Genomic DNA, 17,794 nt, shown 5'->3' on the forward strand with positions numbered 1-17,794 from the left:
GTGGTTCCGCGCCGACAATGTAGCGGGGCTCAAGTACACCGCCGAAGCTGTGGCATTCACATATTAACCCGGTGTTTCTCCTTGAGAGAGGCATCTAGGTGTGTGGATGGGTAGGGGAGCGTCGTGCAGCGGGTGAAGCAGCGGGGTGACCCAGTTGTGGACGCTGTGCGAGTGAGAATGCAGGCATGAGTAGCGAGAGAAGGGTGAGAAACCCTTCCGCCGGATGACCAAGGGTTCCAGGGCCAGGCTATTCCGCCCTGGGTGAGTCGGGGCCTAAGGCGAGGCCGAGAGGCGTAGTCGATGGACAACGGGTTGATATTCCCGTACCCGCGAAGGAACGCCCATGATGAACCTATCTGTGCTAACTGTCCGCTCAGGGGATCCTTCGGGTGAACCGGAAAGTGCACAGGAACCTGGGTGGTAGTAGTCAAGCGATGGGGTGACGCAGGAAGGTAGCTGATCCCGGCCGGTGGTTGTGCCGGGGTAAGCGTGTAGGCCGTGCCATAGGTAAATCCGTGGCGCATTGAGGCTGAGACGTGATGCCGAGCCGATTCAGGTGAAGTCAGTGATCCTATGCTGCCGAGAAAAGCCTCTAGCGAGTTCCGAGCGGCCCGTACCCTAAACCGACACAGGTGGTCAGGTAGAGAATACCGAGGCGTTCGGGTGAACTGTGGTTAAGGAACTCGGCAAATTGCCCCGTAACTTAGGGAGAAGGGGGCCGGACGCGTGAAGCCCCTTGCGGGTGGAGCGTGGTATGGCCGCAGAGAGCAGGGGGAAGCGACTGTTTACTAAAAACACAGGTCCATGCGAAGTCGTAAGACGCTGTATATGGACTGACGCCTGCCCGGTGCTGGAACGTTAAGGGGACCGGTTAGTCTTTCGGGGCGAAGCTGAGAACTTAAGCGCCAGTAAACGGCGGTGGTAACTATAACCATCCTAAGGTAGCGAAATTCCTTGTCGGGTAAGTTCCGACCTGCACGAATGGCGTAACGACTTCCCCACTGTCTCAACCACAGGCCCGGCGAAATTGCATTACGAGTAAAGATGCTCGTTACGCGCGGCAGGACGGAAAGACCCCGGGACCTTTACTATAGCTTGACATTGGTATCCGAACTGGATTGTGTAGGATAGGTGGGAGACTGTGAAGCTGGCACGCCAGTGTCGGTGGAGTCATTGTTGAAATACCACTCTGTTGAGTTTGGGTATCTAACCTTGGGCCCTGATCGGGTTTAGGGACAGTGTCTGGTGGGTAGTTTAACTGGGGCGGTTGCCTCCCAAAAGGTAACGGAGGCGCCCAAAGGTTCCCTCAGCCTGGTTGGCAATCAGGTGTTGAGTGTAAGTGCACAAGGGAGCTTGACTGTGAGACTGACGGGTCGAGCAGGGACGAAAGTCGGGACTAGTGATCCGGCACTTGCGAGTGGAAGCGGTGTCGCTCAACGGATAAAAGGTACCCCGGGGATAACAGGCTGATCTTCCCCAAGAGTCCATATCGACGGGATGGTTTGGCACCTCGATGTCGGCTCGTCGCATCCTGGGGCTGTAGCAGGTCCCAAGGGTTGGGCTGTTCGCCCATTAAAGCGGTACGCGAGCTGGGTTTAGAACGTCGTGAGACAGTTCGGTCCCTATCCGCCGTGCGCGTAGGATACTTGAGAAGGGCTGTCCCTAGTACGAGAGGACCGGGACGGACGAACCTCTGGTGTGCCAGTTGTCCCGCCAGGGGCATGGCTGGTTGGCTACGTTCGGAAGGGATAACCGCTGAAAGCATCTAAGCGGGAAGCCTGCTTCAAGATGAGGTATCCCACCCCTTTGTGGGTTAAGGCCCCCAATAGACGATTGGGTTGATAGGCCAGATATGTAAGCCTGGTAACAGGTTGAGTTGACTGGTACTAATAGGCCGAGGACTTGACCACAAATAAGCTACGCGTCCACTATGCGATTCTGAACAAGCAACCACCATTGTTGGTTGATAGTTCGATAGTGTTTCGGCGGTCATGGCGGAGGGGAAACGCCCGGTAACATTCCGAACCCGGAAGCTAAGCCCTCCAGCGCCGATGGTACTGCACCCGGGAGGGTGTGGGAGAGTAGGACACCGCCGGACTTCTTAACGCTGAGAGCCGTTCCTCAACAGGAACGGCTCTCAGCGTATTTTTGCGTCTCTGGAGCGGTAGCGCGCCGATCAAGGCTTTCCCCGCCGATCAAGGGCAAACGGCCGTGGATTGGAGATCAAAGCACGGCCATATGCCCTTGATCGACGGCAAGGCCCTTGATCGGCGCCGGGGAAAGGGCTAGGGGCGGGACTGGATGGTGGTACGGATCTTGCGGAGGAGGTCGGCGGAGTCGTCCTGGCCGCGGCCGGGGAACATGGCGATGACGACGCTTCCGTGGTCGGCCCAGCCGCACACGGTGAGGTTGCCTTCGGGAGCCGCGCTCTCGCCGCACTTCATCACGCCGTCCAATTCGCCGGCGGGCACCTCGTGTAGGCCGGTGACCGTGCCGGTGTCGTCGGCGAGCACCTCGAACAGCGAGTCCAGGTCCTTCTCGGGCGACCAGAGCAAGGTCGTACCGCCGAAGAGGAGGACGCTGCGGTCGGTGCTGGCCGGGTCGGCGTACACCACGCCGATGCTCTGGTCCAGGTCGATGCGGGCGCCGATGGCCGTACGGAGGTAGTCGGCCGTCGTCTTGGCCCGCTCGCTCTCGTCGAGGCGCAATCCGGCGACCTCGGCCGGGGTGTCGAGCTTGGCGTCCTTCTGCTGCAGGATGCGCCAGCTGGCCGTACCCAGGAACGCGACACCGATCAGGCCCACGGCGGCCAGCGAGCCGAGCACGATCAGCCTGTTACGCCGGCGCTTCGGCGGCGCCGGTGACGGCGATGGCTCAGGGGTGACGTCGATCGGCTCAGCTTGCATAGGCGCCACCGTAACGCAGAGGACGGGTGGCGAATGCCACTTGCCAATACGCCTCCGTAGACTCTCAGGGTGACCGAAACACCGCAGACCCACGCTTCCGCAGCACCGACGTTGGCCGCCCAGTACCAGCCGGGCGAGGTAGAGCAGCGGCGGTACGAGCGGTGGGTAAAGGCGGGCTACTTCACGGCGCGCGCCGACAGCGACAAGCCGCCGTTCACGATCGTCATCCCCCCGCCCAACGTGACCGGCTCGCTGCACATGGGCCACGCGCTCGACCACACGATCCAGGACTCGCTGATCCGGCGCCGGCGCATGCAGGGATACGAGGTGCTGTGGCTGCCGGGCATGGACCACGCCGGCATCGCCACGCAGAACGTCGTCGAGCGGCGCCTGGCGCAGGAGGGGCTGTCCCGGCACGACCTGGGCCGGGAGAAGTTCGTCGAGCGGGTCTGGCAGTGGAAGGCCGAGTCCGGCGGGGCGATCCTCGGGCAGATGCGCCGCCTGGGCGACTCGGTCGACTGGGACCGTGAGCGCTTCACGATGGACGAGGGCCTGTCCAGGGCCGTGCTCACGATCTTCAAGCGGCTGTACGAGGACGGCCTGATCTACCGGGCCGAGCGCATCATCAACTGGTGCCCGCGGTGCCTGACCGCGCTGTCCGACATCGAGGTCGAGCACACCGACGACGATGGCGAGCTGGTGTCGATCCGCTACAGCGACGAGGTGGTCGTGGCCACCACGCGGGCGGAGACGATGCTCGGTGACACCGCGGTGGCCGTGCACCCGGACGACGAGCGCTACAAGCACCTGATCGGCACCGAGGTGGAGCTGCCGCTGACCGGCCGGCGCATCCCGATCGTGGCGGACGAGCACGTCGATCCGGCGTTCGGCACCGGCGCGGTGAAGGTGACGCCGGCCCACGACCCCAACGACTTCGAGATCGGCCAGCGGCACAACCTGCCGAGCCTGACCATCATGGACGAGCGCGGCGTGATCACCGCGCACGGGCCGTTCCAGGGGCTGGACCGCTTCGAGGCGCGGCCGGCGATCGTCGCCGCGTTGCGCGAGCAGGGCCGCATCGTCGCCGAAAAGCGGCCGTACGTGCACGCGGTCGGGCACTGCTCGCGCTGCAAGACGACGGTGGAGCCGCGGCTGTCGCTGCAGTGGTTCGTCAACACCGGGCCGCTGGCGAAGGCGGCCGGCGACGCGGTGCGCGACGGCCGGGTGCGGATCGAGCCGGCCGACCTGGCCAAGCGCTACTTCGCCTGGGTCGACAACATGCACGACTGGTGCATCTCCCGCCAGCTGTGGTGGGGCCACCGCATCCCGGTCTGGTACGGCCCGGACGGCGAGGTCGTCTGCGTCGGCCCGGATGAGGAGCCGCCGGCCGGCGAGGGCTGGCGCCAGGACGAAGACGTGCTGGACACCTGGTTCTCCAGCGCGCTGTGGCCGTTCTCCACGCTGGGCTGGCCGGCGCAGACGCCCGAGCTGGCGAAGTTCTACCCGACGAGCGTGCTGGTCACCGGCTACGACATCCTCTTCTTCTGGGTCGCCCGGATGATGATGTTCGGGTTGTACGCGATGGACGGCGTCCAGCCGTTTGACGTGATCGCGCTGCACGGGATGGTCCGCGACGAGCACGGTAAGAAGATGTCGAAGTCGTTCGGCAACGTGGTCGACCCGCTGGACTGGATCGAGCGCTACGGCGCCGACGCCACCCGCTTCACGCTGACCCGCGGCGCCAACCCGGGCGGCGACGTCCCGGTCAGCGAGGACTGGTGCCAGGGCTCGCGCAACTTCTGCAACAAGCTGTGGAACGCGACCCGCTTCGCCCTGCTCAACGGCGCCCACGTGCGCGGCGAGCTGCCCGCCGAGCTCACCCCGGTCGACCGGTGGATCCTGTCCCGCCTGCAGCACGTGATCGGCGAGGTGGACGGGCTGTTCGAGTCGTTCGAGCTGGCCAAGGTGTGCGATGTGCTCTATCACTTCGCGTGGGACGACGTCTGCGACTGGTACGTCGAGCTGGCCAAGCCGGTGCTCGCGGCGGGTGGCCCGGCGGCCGCCAACACCCAGCGGGTGCTCGGCCACGTGCTCGACCAGCTGCTGCGGCTGCTGCACCCGGTCATCCCGTTCGTCACCGAGGAGCTGTGGACGGCACTGACCGCGGGCGAGACCGTCGTGACCGCGAGTTGGCCCGTGGGCGTACCCGAGCTGGTGGATGATGCCGCGGAGGCCGAGCTGGCGACGCTGCGGCGAGTGGTCACGGAGATCCGCCGGTTCCGGTCCGACCAGGGCCTGCGTCCCGCGCAGCGGGTCGAGGCGCGGCTGGACGGGCTGGCCGCGGCGGGCGTCGCGGCGCACGAGCCGCTGATCCGGTCGCTGGTCCGGCTCGACGACGCGGGGGCGGGCTTCGCGGCGACCGCGCAGCTCGCGGTGACCGCGGCCGTCACGGTCGCGCTCGACACGCGCGGCGCGATCGACGTGGCCGCCGAGCGCGCGCGCCTGGAGAAGGACCGGGCCGCGGCGCTCAAGGAAGCCGAGCAGTGCCGGGCGAAGCTGGACAATCCGGCCTTCGTCGGCAAGGCGCCCGAGCCGGTGGTCAGCAAGATCAAAGAACGGCTGTCCGCCGCCGAGGCCGATCTCGCGCGGATCGCGACGGCGCTTGAGGCGTTGCCGGCAGCATGAGTACGGAATTCGCCGCCGTCGACGCGGAGCTGATGAGCCGCGGGTACACCCGGATGGTCTTCGACCTGGACCGGATCGCGCAGCTGCTGGACCTGCTGGGCAGCCCGCAGCGGGCGTACCCGTCGATCCACCTGACCGGGACGAACGGCAAGACGTCCACGGCCCGGATGATCGACTCGCTGCTGCGGGCGCATGGGCTGCACACGGGCCGATACACCAGCCCGCACCTGGAGACGGTGCGGGAGCGGATCACCCTCGACGGCGAGCCGGTGAGCGAGCGGCGCTTCGTGGCGACGTATCGGGAGGTGGCGCCGCTCGCCGCGTTCGTCGACGAGCGGTCGGACGAGCCGCTGACGTACTTCGACATGACGACGGCGCTGGCGTTCGCGACGTTCGCGGACGCGCCGGTGGACGTGGCGATCGTCGAGGTGGGCCTGGGCGGCGCCGAAGACTCCACCAACGTGATCAACGCCGGCGTCGCGGTGATCACGCCGATCGGGCTGGACCACACCGAGTGGCTCGGCGACACGATCGAGGACATCGCGCTGGCGAAGGCCGGCATCATCCACAAGGGCGCCACGGTGATCACCGCCGCCCAGGATGACGAGGCGGCCCGGCCGATCCTGGAGCGGGTCGCCGAGGTCGGGGCGACGATCGCGCGGGAGGGCAGCGAGTTCGGCGTGTTGAGCCGGGCGGTCGCGGTCGGCGGCCAGGTGCTGAGCATCCAGGGCCTCGGCGGGGTGTACGAGGAGGTGTTCCTCCCGCTGCACGGCGCGCACCAGGCGCAGAACGCGGCCCTGGCGCTGGCGGCGGTCGAAGCGTTCCTGGGCGCCGGCACGGCCCGCCAGCTCGACCCCGAGGTGGTCCGCGAGGGGTTCACGGGCACCAGCTCGCCGGGCCGGCTGGAGCGGGTGCGCACGGCGCCGACGATCCTGCTCGACGGCGCGCACAACCCGCACGGCATGGCCGCCACGGTCACCGCGTTGCAGGAGGAGTTCGCGTTCAGCCGGCTGGTGGCCGTCCTGGCGGTGCTCGCCGACAAGGACGCGGCCGGGCTGCTGGAGCTGCTCGAACCCGTCGTCGACGCGGTGGTCGTCACCCGCAACACGTCCCCCCGGGCGATGTCGGTGGAGCGGCTCGCCGCGGTCGCCGAGGAGATCTTCGGCGAGGCGCGGGTCGAGGTGGCCGCCAACATGCCCGACGCGATCGAGCAGGCGGTGGCGCTCGCCGAGACGGACGTCAACGGCGAGCTGTCCGGGTGGGCGTCTTGATCACCGGTTCGGTGGCGACGGTCGCCGACGCGCGGCGGTTGCTGGTTCGATGAACTCGGGCCTCCGCAATCCGCCGGCCGCCGTACGCGGGCTGGGCGCGGGCGCGCTGATCCTGGAGACGATCGTGCTGCTGCTGGGCATCCAGCCGCTGCGGATGCTCGACGGCGACCTGAACAGCGCGGCCATCGGCGTGATCGTCGCCGCGATTGTCGCGTGCGTGGTGCTGGCCGGGCTGCTGCGCCACAACTGGGCCTGGTACGCCGTCGGCGTACTCCAGGGGCTGTTGTTGCTGTCCGGCTTCCTGCACTGGGCGCTGGCCGTGTTGGGCCTGATCTTCGGCCTGGTGTGGCTGTACGTCCTACACGTCCGCCGGACCATCCTCGGCAGCTCGGGTGCGCCACTGAGTTAGGGCGATGCCGTGGCCGTCCGGGTCCTTGAACGCGGCCGCCCACAGCTCCAGCTTCGCGCCCTTGTTGACCGGGCGCGGCGCGTACGTGAAGCGCACGCCCTTGGCCTTGAGCTCGTCGTGCATGGCGGTGACGTCGCCGACCTCGAGGTTGAGGTGCACGGTGCGCGGGCCGGCCGGGGAGACGTCGGAGATCTGCCGCAGCACCAGCCTGGTGTCGCCGGACGCGAGCACCGCGTTGCCGTCGCCCCCGTCGATCTCGTAGAAGCCGAGCATGTCGCGGTAGAACGCGACCGACCGGGCGAGGTCGGTGACGAGGACGGTGACGCCGACCCCGTGGATCGAGCCGCCCGGCCCCGGGCGGGCGCTGGGGTACGCCGTGATCAGGTCGTCGAGGCCGTCGTCGGTGTCCTCCGGGGCGGGTGCCTCGGGCTCCTCCTCTTCCTTCGACGGCGGCTCGGCCACCGCGGTGGTGGCCCCGTTGCCGCCGTTTTGGCCGGATCGGGCGCGCCGGGGCAGCGGCACGCCGCGCGGGTCGCCGGACGGCTCGACCACCGTCCCCTCCAGCACGATCGGCCCGCCGGGAGTCTGGTGCACCACGACGGGCTCGTCACGGATGCCGCCGCCCAGGTCGTCGGTGAGGTCGGCGGTGATCGGCTCGCCGCTGTCCGGCCCCGGGAACGGCGGGTCCGGCGCGCGGCGCGCCCATGGCGGCTCATCCTCCTCGAAGAGGATGTCGTCGTCCGGGTAGTCGCGCGGCCCGCCCATCCCGGCGGCGGCCTCGGCGTGCGTGAGCGCGTCGTCCCAGAGGATCCGGACGTGCCGCAGGTCGTCGACCGCCACCATGATCGGCAGGGTCACGCCGGGCAGGGGCCACTTCGCGACCGGTACCCGGGAGTCGCGCACCTTGATCGAGGCGGCCGGCAGCCCGGGCGCGTCGATGACGATCTGGAGCTCGCACCGGCCGTACGTGGAGGAGGCGGGCGGCTCGGTCGCGCTCATCACGTGCGCCGTGCCGGCCACCCAGGCGCGGGCGCCCCCGCGGATCGTGTTGACCAGGACCAGGCTGATGGCCAGGACCAGCACCGCCACGCCGACCGCCACGATCGCCCAACTCTGCATGCCGGCCCCGAACAGCATGACGAACGCGGCGAACGTGGCCAGCACCGCGGCGACGAGCTTGCGGACTGGCGCTATAGGGCGGCGACGACCGTCAGCCACTATGGACCTCCCAGGGTTACCCGCCAGGCTAGGCCGGCCCGGCCACCCATGGGAAGACCGATAGGCTGGTGCCGTACGCCCGCACCCCGTACAGGAGGAACACCGTGTCCACGGAGCGCACGCTCGTCCTGATCAAGCCGGACGCCGTCCGGCGCGGCCTGGTCGGCGAGATCATCGGCCGGTTCGAGCGCAAGGGCCTGGCCATCGACGCGCTCGTGCTGCGCGGCATGGACGCCGCCCTGGCCGACGAGCACTACGCCGAGCACGTGGACAAGGCGTTCTACCCGCCGCTGAAGGAGTTCATGACGGGCGGCCCGCTGGTCGCGGCGGTGCTCTCCGGCGACCAGGCCATCGACGTGGTGCGCGCGCTGGTGGGTGCGACCGACGGTCGCAAGGCCGCCGCCGGGACGATCCGCGGCGATCTCTCCCTGTCGAACCGGGAAAACCTCGTACACGCGTCCGACTCGCCCGACAGCGTCAAGCGCGAGATCACCCTCTGGTTCCCCGACCTGGGGTAAGGCCGGGCGTTTATTGACGGGCCGGTTCAGGACCGGTCGGGTAGGCTTGACGGTCGTAAGGCGTTGACCCGGCTATCACCGGCGAGCCTCCGGAAGAACGGGTCGGATAGACCTCAGTAGAACCGGACGGGTCCGGCCCGTCACAGCCGGCCAACGAGCGGGCGGCCCCTCACCGGGGACGCCAAGCGGGGTGGTACCGCGGGCCGATCGGCTCGTCCTCGCAGACACACGAACAGTGAGCTGCGAGGAGTACACGGTGTATCCGAAGACCGACCCCACGGCCGGCGTACCGGCGAGCCCCGACCTGCCCGCGGTCGAGCGCGGGGTGCTGGAGCACTGGGCGGCCGACAAGACGTTCCAGGCATCGGTGGACGCCCGCTCCGCCTCGAACGAATACGTCTTCTACGACGGGCCACCCTTCGCCAACGGGCTGCCGCACTACGGTCACCTCTTCACCGGGTACGTCAAGGACGTCGTGCCGCGCTACCAGACGATGCGCGGTCGCCGGGTGGATCGGCGCTTCGGCTGGGACTGTCACGGCCTGCCCGCCGAGGTGGAGGCGGAGAAGCAGCTCGGCATCTCCACCAAGGCCGAGATCCTCGACCTCGGCATCGCCCGGTTCAACGACGTGTGCCGCACGTCGGTGCTGACGTACACCCAGGACTGGGAGCGCTACGTCACCCGGCAGGCGCGGTGGGTCGACTTCGCCAACGACTACAAGACGCTCGACCTGGACTACATGGAAAGCGTCATGTGGGCCTTCAAGACCCTGCACGACAAGGGCCTGGTCTACGAGGGCTTCAAGGTGCTGGCGTACTGCTGGCGGTGCGAGACGCCACTGTCCAATACGGAAACCCGAATGGACGACGTCTACCGCGACCGGCAGGATCCGTCGCTCACCGTCTGGTTCACTTTGGACACCGGCGAGAAGCTCGCCGTCTGGACGACCACGCCGTGGACACTGCCGTCCAATCTCGCGCTCGCCGTCGGCCCCGACATCGAGTACGCGGTGCTCGCCGACCCGGCCGGGCAGCGTTACCTGGTCGGCGCGGCGCGGCTTTCGGCGTACCAGAAGGAGTTGGCGGACCTCAAGCAGGTGGGCGTGGTGCGCGGGGCCGACCTGGTCGGACGCAGCTACACGCCGCTGTTCGACTTCCTGGCCGACACGCCCAACGCGTTCCAGGTGCTCGGCGCCGACTTCGTGTCCACTGAGGACGGCACTGGAGTCGTGCATCTGGCGCCCGCCTTCGGCGAAGACGACCAGAACGCCTGCAACGCGGCCGGCATCCCGACCGTGGTGACCGTCGACGAGCACACCCGGTTCACCTCGCTCGTGCCGCCGTACCAGGGGGAGCAGGTCTTCGACGTCAACAAGCCGGTCATCCGCGAGCTGCGCGACCGGGGCGTGGTGCTGCGGCAGGAGACGTACACCCACTCGTACCCGCACTGCTGGCGCTGCGACACGCCGCTGGTCTACAAGGCGGTGTCGTCGTGGTTCGTGGCGGTGACCCAGTTCCGCGACCGGATGGTCGAGCTGAACCAGCAGATCAACTGGACGCCGGCGCACGTGAAGGACGGGTCCTTCGGCAAGTGGCTGGCGAACGCCCGGGACTGGTCGATCAGCCGAAACCGCTTCTGGGGCTCGCCGATCCCGGTGTGGAAGTCGGACGACCCGGCGTACCCGCGGCTGGACGTGTACGGGTCCCTTGCCGAGTTGGAGCGTGACTTCAGTGTCAAGGTGACCGACCTGCACCGGCCCGGCATCGACGATCTGGTACGCCCCAACCCGGACGACCCGACCGGCAGGTCGACGATGCGCCGGGTGCCGGAGGTGCTGGACTGCTGGTTCGAGTCGGGGTCGATGCCGTTCGCCCAGGTGCACTATCCATTTGAGAACCGCGACTGGTTCGAGCACCACTACCCGGGCGATTTCATCGTGGAGTACATCGGACAGACGCGGGGCTGGTTCTACACCATGCACGTGCTGGCCACGGCGCTCTTCGACCGGCCGGCGTTCCGCAACTGCCTCAGCCACGGCATCCTGCTCGGCGAGGACGGCCGGAAGATGTCCAAGAGCCTGCGCAACTACCCGGACGTCTACCACGTCTTCAACTCGCACGGCTCGGACGCCATGCGGTGGATGCTGATGTCGTCTCCGGTGCTGCGCGGCGGTGACATGCCGGTCACCGAGGGCCTGATCCGGGACGCCGTACGGCAGGTGCTGCTTCCACTGTGGAATGTGTGGTACTTCTTCACGCTGTACGCCAACGCGTCGGGCTACGAGGCACGGCGGCGGACGAGCAGCGAGCATCTGCTGGACCGGTACGTCCTGGCCAAGACCGGCGAGCTGGTGTCCACCGTGCAGTCCCAGATGGACGCGTACGACATCAGCGGGGCCTGCGCCTCCGTGCGGTCCTATCTGGACGCGCTGACCAACTGGTACGTCCGGCGGTCGCGGGACCGGTTCTGGACCGGCGACGCGGACGCGTTCGACACGCTCTACACGGTGCTGGAGACGCTGTCGCGGGTGGTCGCTCCGCTCGCTCCGCTCACCGCGGAGGAGATCTGGCGCGGGCTGACCGGCGAGCGGTCGGTGCACCTGACCGACTGGCCGTCGGCCGGCGAGTTCCCCGCCGACCACGACCTCGTCGCCGCGATGGACGCCGTACGCGACGTGTGCTCGGCGGCGCTGTCCCTGCGCAAGGCGCGTGGGCTGCGGGTACGGCTGCCGCTGCCGGCGCTGACCGTGGCGAGCCCGCGGGCGGAGGCGCTGCGGCCGTTCGCCGACCTGGTCGCCGACGAGGTGAACGTCAAGTCGGTGGTCTTCACCGAGGAGGTGTCGACGTACTGCGAGCAGGTGCTGACCGTGGTGCCGCGCGCGCTCGGGCCGCGGGTCGGCGGCGCCGTCCAGCAGGTGATCAAGGCGGTCAAGGCGGGCGACTGGCAGCTCGTGGACGGCCAGCCGGTCGCGGCGGGGGTCACCCTCCAGCAGGGGGAGTACGAGCTGAAGATGGTGGCTGCGGACGTCGAGCACTCGGCGCCGCTGAGCGAGGGTGTCGTCGTGCTCGACACGTCGGTGACCCCCGAGCTGGCGGCGGAGGGCCTGGCGCGCGACGTGATCCGGGTGGTGCAGCAGGCCCGGCGCGACGCCCAGTTCGACGTGTCGGACCGGGTGGCTGTCACGCTCGCCGCGTCCCCGGAGGTGGTGGCGGCCGTCGAGGCGCACCGGGACTTCGTCTCCCGCGAGGTGCTGGCGACGTCGCTGGCGTTCGGCCCGGTCGAGGTCGGCTTCGCCGGTGAGGTCGGCGACGGCGGGCAGGTCACCGTGGCGGTGACGCGCGCCTAACGGGGGATGCCGACGGGGATGGACCACTCCTGGGCGTCGACCAGGTGGCGGGTCAGCCAGTCGACCAGGTCTCTGCGGCGCCAGGGTTGGGCCAGGACGGTGTCGCGGTCGGCGTACGGGAGCCAGGCATGGTCCCGTACGCCGGCCAGGGCGGGCACCGCCGCCGGATCCAGCTCGGTGAACCACGTGGGGATCGACCGGCCGGAGGCTCGCGTGCGGCCGGGGTCGCCGGTGTTGAAGTACCAGTAGAGGTGCCAGAGGTAGTCGCGCCAGCCCAGGACCTGCCGGGCGAAGAGCTCCACACTCGACAGCGGCACCTGGCCGTCCCGGTAGGACCGCTCGGCGCGGCGTACGACCGGGAGCGGGTCGAGCAGGCCGAGGGTCAGCGCCGACGACAGTCCGCTGTGCGTGACCCACGGGTCGGCCGACGGCATCCCCTCGTAGCGCGGCAGCCGTTCGGCCACGAAGTGATCCTCCCGGTCGAGGGCCTCGCGCCGGGTCGCTGGGAACGCGCGCGGGCCGTCCCGGCCGGCGAACTCGATGCCCTCGGCCGCCCACCGGTCCAGGTCGTCCCGCACCTCGGCGTCGATGTCGTCTTCCACAGGAGCCGGTGGCGGGGACAGCCCGGTGGGTGGGCGGCGCACCGGCGGACGCCGGATCAACCACCGGCCGCTCGCCGGCTCGTCGCCGTCCATCAGCACGCCGTGCTGGCGCCGGGCTTGGCGGTAGAAGTCGTCCAGCCGCATGCCGCCGCGCCGCCGGTCGGCCCAGGCGGCGAAGTCGTCCTGGTCGGTGAGGAAGCCCCGCGCCGGCAGCATGGTCACTTTCGGCTGGACGCGGACGAAGTCGCGGGCCCGGCGCGAGGTCGGGGCGGACACCTCGACGACCTCGCCGAGCCGCCGCAGCCCTTCGCCGTACGTCTCCGCCTTGATGTGGACGGCCCGGCCGCCGAGCTCGGCGGCGCGGTGACGGAGGGCGGAAAGTACCAGATGTGCTTTTTGCCGGTGGAAGGCGCGACGACGGAAGACCGCCTTTGACTCGATCAGCAACACCGGTTGGTCCGGCTCGTCGAGGAAGTGCGGCCCCAGCTGGTCAGCGAAGAGCCATCGCCGCATGTCCAGATTCTGCCTTGCCGTACCCGGTTGGTGCCATCCCGACCCCCAAATGGCGCCTATTCCCGATTGACAATCGTCGCCCGGAGGCGCTCAAGGAGCTCCGCGCTGTCGTCCACCGACCGCCGGGTGAACAGGGCGGTGGCCAGGCTGCCGTGGTCCGCCCACGCGCACACCGAGACCGTCGCGCCGCTGTACCGGCCCACGCCACAACGCACATATTCACCGCGGGTGCCGGTGTCGACGGTCTCGATCTGGGTGATCGAGTAGCGCTCCGTGAGGCGGTTCAGCTCCTTCTCCAGGTCGGATTCGGGCGAGAACCGGAAGCCGGTGGTGCCGAATAGCGTGACCCGCTTGCCCGCGCCGTCCGCGTAGACGGCGGCGAACGTGTCCTCGGCCAGCAGGTGCGCGCCCCGCAGGTCGGCCTTGATCGTGTCGGCCGCGCGCTGGCTCGCCGCGTCGTCGCGCAGCCGCAAATCGGACACCTGGGCCGGCAGCGCGGCCGAGGCCGGGTACTGGTCCCACATCGGCTTGCCGAAGTACGCGGGGCAGCCGCAGCAGCAGGCCATCGTCATCAGCAGCAGCACCCACGGCCAGCGGCGCCGGCGCCGGCGGCGTACCGGAGCAGGCCCGTAGCCCGCGGGCGGGTGCCAGCCCGGCGGCGGCTGCGGTGGAGGGGGAGCCGGCGGCCGGCGCTTGGGCGCCTTCGGTGGCTTCCGGACCGCGGGCAGCGCCTGCCGCACCGGCTGCGGCGGGGCAGCTGGGGCGGGGGCATGATCGGGGGCGGGGGCAGCGGGGGTGGCGGCGGCGCTGGCAGGGCCGGGACGTCCAGCATCGTCGGGGGTACGGCGTGTCGAGCGGGTCAGCGTCCGCCCAGGGATCCACGGGTACGCCAACCTCGGTGGGCAGGTGCAGCGTCGGGTCGCGCGGCGGCGGCTCCCTGTCCGGCAGCCAGCGGCGGCGCTTCTTCTCCGTGGGCGGCGGGACGGCGGCCTGCCCGGTCCACTTGGGCGGCTCCCGCAGGGTGGGTTTCCAGTCGAGCCCGTCGTCCTGGTCCGGCGCCACCGCGGTGGGCTCGCCGTCCGGTGTGACCGGCCGGGTGGGGTCCGGCTCCGATCCCGGCATCGCGATGCTCTCCTCTCCGACTAACCCGAGGCTAGTACTCCCACACCAGCGCGTATTCTGGGCGATTGGGTCGCAACACCCTGGCCGTTTTGTAAAGCTATGGAGGCTTCGTGAGCGTCGCGTCCGTCTTCCCGCAACTGGAGCAGCTGTTGCCCCAGGTCAGCAAGCCCATCCAGTACGTGGGCGGCGAGCTGGGCGCGGTCGTCAAGGACTGGGACTCCGCCACGGTGCGCTGGGCCCTGATGTACCCGGACGCGTACGAGGTGGGCCTGCCCAACCAGGGCGTCCAGATCCTGTACGAGGTGCTCAACGAGCAGCCCGACGTGCTGGCCGAGCGGACGTACGCGGTCTGGCCGGACCTGGAGCGGCTGATGCGGGAGCGCGGGGTGCCGCAGTTCACCGTCGACGCGCACCGGCCGGTCGGGGCGTTCGACCTGTTCGGCGTCTCGTTCTCGACCGAGCTGGGCTACACCAACCTGCTCACCGCGCTCGACCTGGCCGGCATCCCGCTGGAGGCGCGCGACCGCACCGAGGAGCACCCGGTGGTGGTCGCGGGCGGGCACGCGGCGTTCAACCCGGAGCCGATCGCCGACTTCGTCGACGCGGCGGTGCTGGGCGACGGCGAGGAAGCCGTCCTGGAGATCACCGAGATCGTCCGGCGGTGGAAGGCCGAGGGCTCCCCGGGCGGGCGCGACGAGGTGCTGCTGCGGCTGGCGCGTACGGAGAGCGTGTATGTGCCGCGCTTCTACGACGTCGACTACCTGCCCGACGGCCGGATCCAGCGGGTCGTGCCGAACCGGGCGGATGTGCCGTTTCGGGTGCACAAGCGCACGACGATGAACCTGGACGAGTGGCCGTACCCGAAGAAGCCCCTGGTGCCGCTCGCCGAGACGGTCCACGAGCGGTACGCGGTGGAGATCTTCCGGGGCTGCACGCGGGGCTGCCGCTTCTGCCAGGCCGGCATGATCACCCGGCCGGTGCGCGAGCGGTCGATCACCACCGTCGGGCAGATGGTGAAGGAGGGGCTGGAGTTCTCCGGCTTCTCCGAGGTCGGCCTGCTGTCGCTGTCGTCCGCCGACCACTCCGAGATCGGTGACATCTGTTCCGGCCTCGCCGAGCAGTACCAGGGCACCAACGTCTCGCTCTCGCTGCCGTCCACCCGGGTCGACGCGTTCAACATCACGCTGGCCCAGGAGCTGAGCCGCAACGGCCGGCGCACCGGGCTGACGTTCGCGCCCGAGGGCGGCTCGGAGCGGATCCGCAAGGTGATCAACAAGATGGTGTCGGAGGAAGACCTCATCCGCACCGTGGTTACCGCGTACAGCAACGGCTGGCGGCAGGTGAAGCTCTACTTCATGTGCGGGCTGCCCACCGAGACCGACGAAGACGTGCTGCAGATCGCCCGCCTCGCACACGAGGTGATCAAGGCGGGGCGGGCCGCCACGGGCTCCAAGGACATCCGGTGCACGGTGTCGATCGGCGGGTTCGTGCCGAAGCCGCACACGCCGTTCCAGTGGGCGTCGATGTGCTCACCCGAGGTGATCGACGACCGGCTGCGCAAGCTCAAGGCCGAGATCAACTCCGACCGGTCGCTCGGCCGGGCCATCGGGTTCCGGTACCACGACGGCGAGCCCTCGCTGATCGAAGGGCTGCTGTCCCGCGGCGACCGCCGGGTGGGCGCGGTGATTCGCCAGGTCTGGGAGCAGGGTCAGCGTTTCGACGGGTGGAGCGAGCACTTCTCGTACCAGCGCTGGGTCGACGCGGCCGCGGCGGTGCTGCCCGGCTTCGGCGTCGACCTCGACTGGTACACCACCCGGGAGCGGGACGAGGCCGAGGTGCTGCCCTGGGACCACCTCGACTCCGGGCTCGACAAGGACTGGCTCTGGCAGGACTGGCAGGACTCCATGTCCGAGTACGAGCAGGACGACTGCCGCTGGACCCCCTGCTTCGACTGCGGTGTGTGCCCCTCGATGGACACCGAGATCCAGATCGGCCCCACCGGCCGCAAGCTGCTCCCGCTGACCCCGGTCTGACCCCTGTGGCGCGCTAGCGCCGCCGGTCCGCGCGCCGATCAAGGACTTGTGCGTCGATCAAGGGCAAACGGCCGTGGATTGGAGATCAAAGCACGACCGTTCGCCCTTGATCGACGGGAAAGTCCTTGATCGCCGCGCGGACCGGGCGCGCGGACCGCGTGGCGCGCTGCGCGCGGACGGGCGCGGAGGGCGTGAGGTCCGCGCGGACGGGCGCGAGGTCCGCGCGGGGGCGCGGGGGTACGGCGCGGGGGGCGGGGCTCGTGCGCGAGGATGGGGGGTGAACCTCGTCTCATAAGGAGCAGCGCGATCAGCAAGAAACCGCAGCCGGAGGGCGGGCAGGCGCCGGTGGTCCAGCGGATCCGGATCCGGTACGCCAAGCGCGGCCCGCTCCGGTTCACCTCGCACCGTGACTTCGCCCGCGCCTTCGAGCGCGCCGTGCGCCGAGCCGGTGTGCCCATCGCCTTCTCGCAGGGCTTCACCCCGCACCCCAAGATCTCGTACGCGAGCGCGGCGCCGACCGGGGTGGCCAGCGAGGCCGAGTACCTGGAGATCGGCCTGCAGGCGGTGACGGACCCCGTCCGGGTGCGGGACGCGCTCGACGCCGCCCTGTCGCCCGGGTTGGACGTGCTCGACGCGGTCGAGGCGAAGCCCGGCACCAGCCTCGCCGAGCGGATCGACGCCTCGCACTGGCGGATCGAGCTGCCGGGCGTCGAGCCCGACACGCTGAGGCACGCCGCGAACGCGTTCGCGCAGGCCGAGACGGTGCCCGTGGAGCGCCTGACCAAGCAGGGGCGGCGCTCGTTCGATGCCCGCGGGGCGGTGGTCCGGATCGCTGTGATTCTTCCGGTCGCGGCACCAACCGAGGTCACGGGCGTACCGTGTGCGATACTCGACCTAGTCGTACGGCAGGTCACCCCCTCCGTCCGACCCGATGACGTCCTTTCCGGCCTCCGCGTGGTGGCCGACCTGGAGCCGCCGGTACCGCCGCGAGCGACCCGGCTGGCACAGGGCACGCTGACCGCGCAGGGGGAGATCGTCGATCCGTTGGAGGCGGATCGCGACGGGATACCCATCGGTGAACGCTAGCCGGTTTCCGGCCAGCGCTCAGCAGGCAGACTTCGGTGGCCCGCCCTCCCGGGTGCGCCTCCGGAAACACCTTGCGGCGACCCTG

The 17,794-nt window shown here is 69.3% G+C and carries 10 protein-coding genes, 2 rRNA genes and 1 pseudogene (1 of these 13 only partly in view); 9 read left to right on the forward strand and 4 right to left on the reverse strand.

Annotation, left to right across the window (positions count from 1 at the left end):
- Positions 1-1,910: ribosomal RNA gene (locus Prum_RS26600) — 23S ribosomal RNA — on the forward strand; it begins 1,204 nt to the left of the window's first position.
- A 71-nt stretch (positions 1,911-1,981) separates the two neighbouring features.
- A 5S ribosomal RNA gene (gene rrf, locus Prum_RS26605) occupies positions 1,982-2,098 on the forward strand.
- 187 nt (positions 2,099-2,285) lie between these two features.
- On the opposite strand, the gene Prum_RS26610 is transcribed toward rrf, so the two are convergent.
- The gene (locus Prum_RS26610) at positions 2,286-2,906 is read right to left on the reverse strand and encodes a hypothetical protein (protein ID WP_173078968.1); all 621 of its coding nucleotides are present in this window, start codon (positions 2,904-2,906) and stop codon (positions 2,286-2,288) included.
- A gap of 69 nt (positions 2,907-2,975) precedes the next feature.
- Here Prum_RS26610 and Prum_RS26615 point away from each other — a divergent pair, with 69 nt between their 5' ends.
- From Prum_RS26615 to Prum_RS26625, 3 genes and pseudogenes are all read left to right on the forward strand, one after another.
- Entirely contained in the window at positions 2,976-5,591 is a 2,616-nt protein-coding gene (locus tag Prum_RS26615) for a valine--tRNA ligase (protein WP_173078969.1), read from the forward strand.
- Positions 5,588-6,915 (forward strand): annotated as a pseudogene (locus Prum_RS26620) (bifunctional folylpolyglutamate synthase/dihydrofolate synthase). The gene Prum_RS26615 and the pseudogene Prum_RS26620 overlap by 4 nt, the downstream one beginning before the upstream one ends.
- Complete coding sequence (locus Prum_RS26625; protein WP_173078970.1) at positions 6,912-7,271, forward strand: DUF4233 domain-containing protein; 360 nt, start codon at positions 6,912-6,914, stop codon at positions 7,269-7,271. Before Prum_RS26620 ends, Prum_RS26625 begins: the two are co-directional and overlap by 4 nt.
- Here Prum_RS26625 and Prum_RS26630 read toward each other — a convergent pair.
- The gene (locus tag Prum_RS26630; protein WP_173078971.1) at positions 7,221-8,489 is read right to left on the reverse strand and encodes a VOC family protein; all 1,269 of its coding nucleotides are present in this window, start codon (positions 8,487-8,489) and stop codon (positions 7,221-7,223) included. The two genes, Prum_RS26625 and Prum_RS26630, sit on opposite strands and share 51 nt — an antisense overlap.
- 104 nt (positions 8,490-8,593) lie before the next feature.
- Here Prum_RS26630 and ndk point away from each other — a divergent pair, with 104 nt between their 5' ends.
- Both ndk and ileS read left to right on the forward strand, forming a co-directional pair.
- On the forward strand, positions 8,594-9,007 hold the full coding sequence (gene ndk / locus Prum_RS26635; protein WP_173078972.1) for a nucleoside-diphosphate kinase: 414 nt from the start codon (positions 8,594-8,596) through the stop codon (positions 9,005-9,007).
- 235 nt (positions 9,008-9,242) lie between these two features.
- On the forward strand, positions 9,243-12,353 hold the full coding sequence (gene ileS / locus Prum_RS26640; protein WP_371871267.1) for an isoleucine--tRNA ligase: 3,111 nt from the start codon (positions 9,243-9,245) through the stop codon (positions 12,351-12,353).
- Here the strand turns inward: ileS and Prum_RS26645 are convergent.
- Together Prum_RS26645 and Prum_RS26650 are read right to left on the reverse strand one after the other, a co-directional pair.
- Positions 12,350-13,468, reverse strand: a complete 1,119-nt coding sequence (locus tag Prum_RS26645; protein ID WP_173078974.1) for a cryptochrome/photolyase family protein — start codon at positions 13,466-13,468, stop codon at positions 12,350-12,352. The genes ileS and Prum_RS26645 overlap by 4 nt on opposite strands.
- Before the next feature lie 56 nt (positions 13,469-13,524).
- Positions 13,525-14,208, reverse strand: coding sequence for a hypothetical protein (locus Prum_RS26650; protein WP_246278721.1), 684 nt, complete (start codon positions 14,206-14,208; stop codon positions 13,525-13,527).
- 492 nt (positions 14,209-14,700) lie between these two features.
- Between Prum_RS26650 and Prum_RS26655 the strand changes: the two genes are divergently transcribed.
- Together Prum_RS26655 and Prum_RS26660 are read left to right on the forward strand one after the other, a co-directional pair.
- Positions 14,701-16,623, forward strand: coding sequence for a TIGR03960 family B12-binding radical SAM protein (locus Prum_RS26655; protein ID WP_173078975.1), 1,923 nt, complete (start codon positions 14,701-14,703; stop codon positions 16,621-16,623).
- A gap of 270 nt (positions 16,624-16,893) precedes the next feature.
- Complete coding sequence (locus tag Prum_RS26660) at positions 16,894-17,709, forward strand: TIGR03936 family radical SAM-associated protein (protein ID WP_173078976.1); 816 nt, start codon at positions 16,894-16,896, stop codon at positions 17,707-17,709.
- Positions 17,710-17,794 lie beyond the last annotated feature (85 nt).

Source organism: Phytohabitans rumicis, from assembly GCF_011764445.1.
GTDB classification, from domain to species: domain Bacteria; phylum Actinomycetota; class Actinomycetes; order Mycobacteriales; family Micromonosporaceae; genus Phytohabitans; species Phytohabitans rumicis.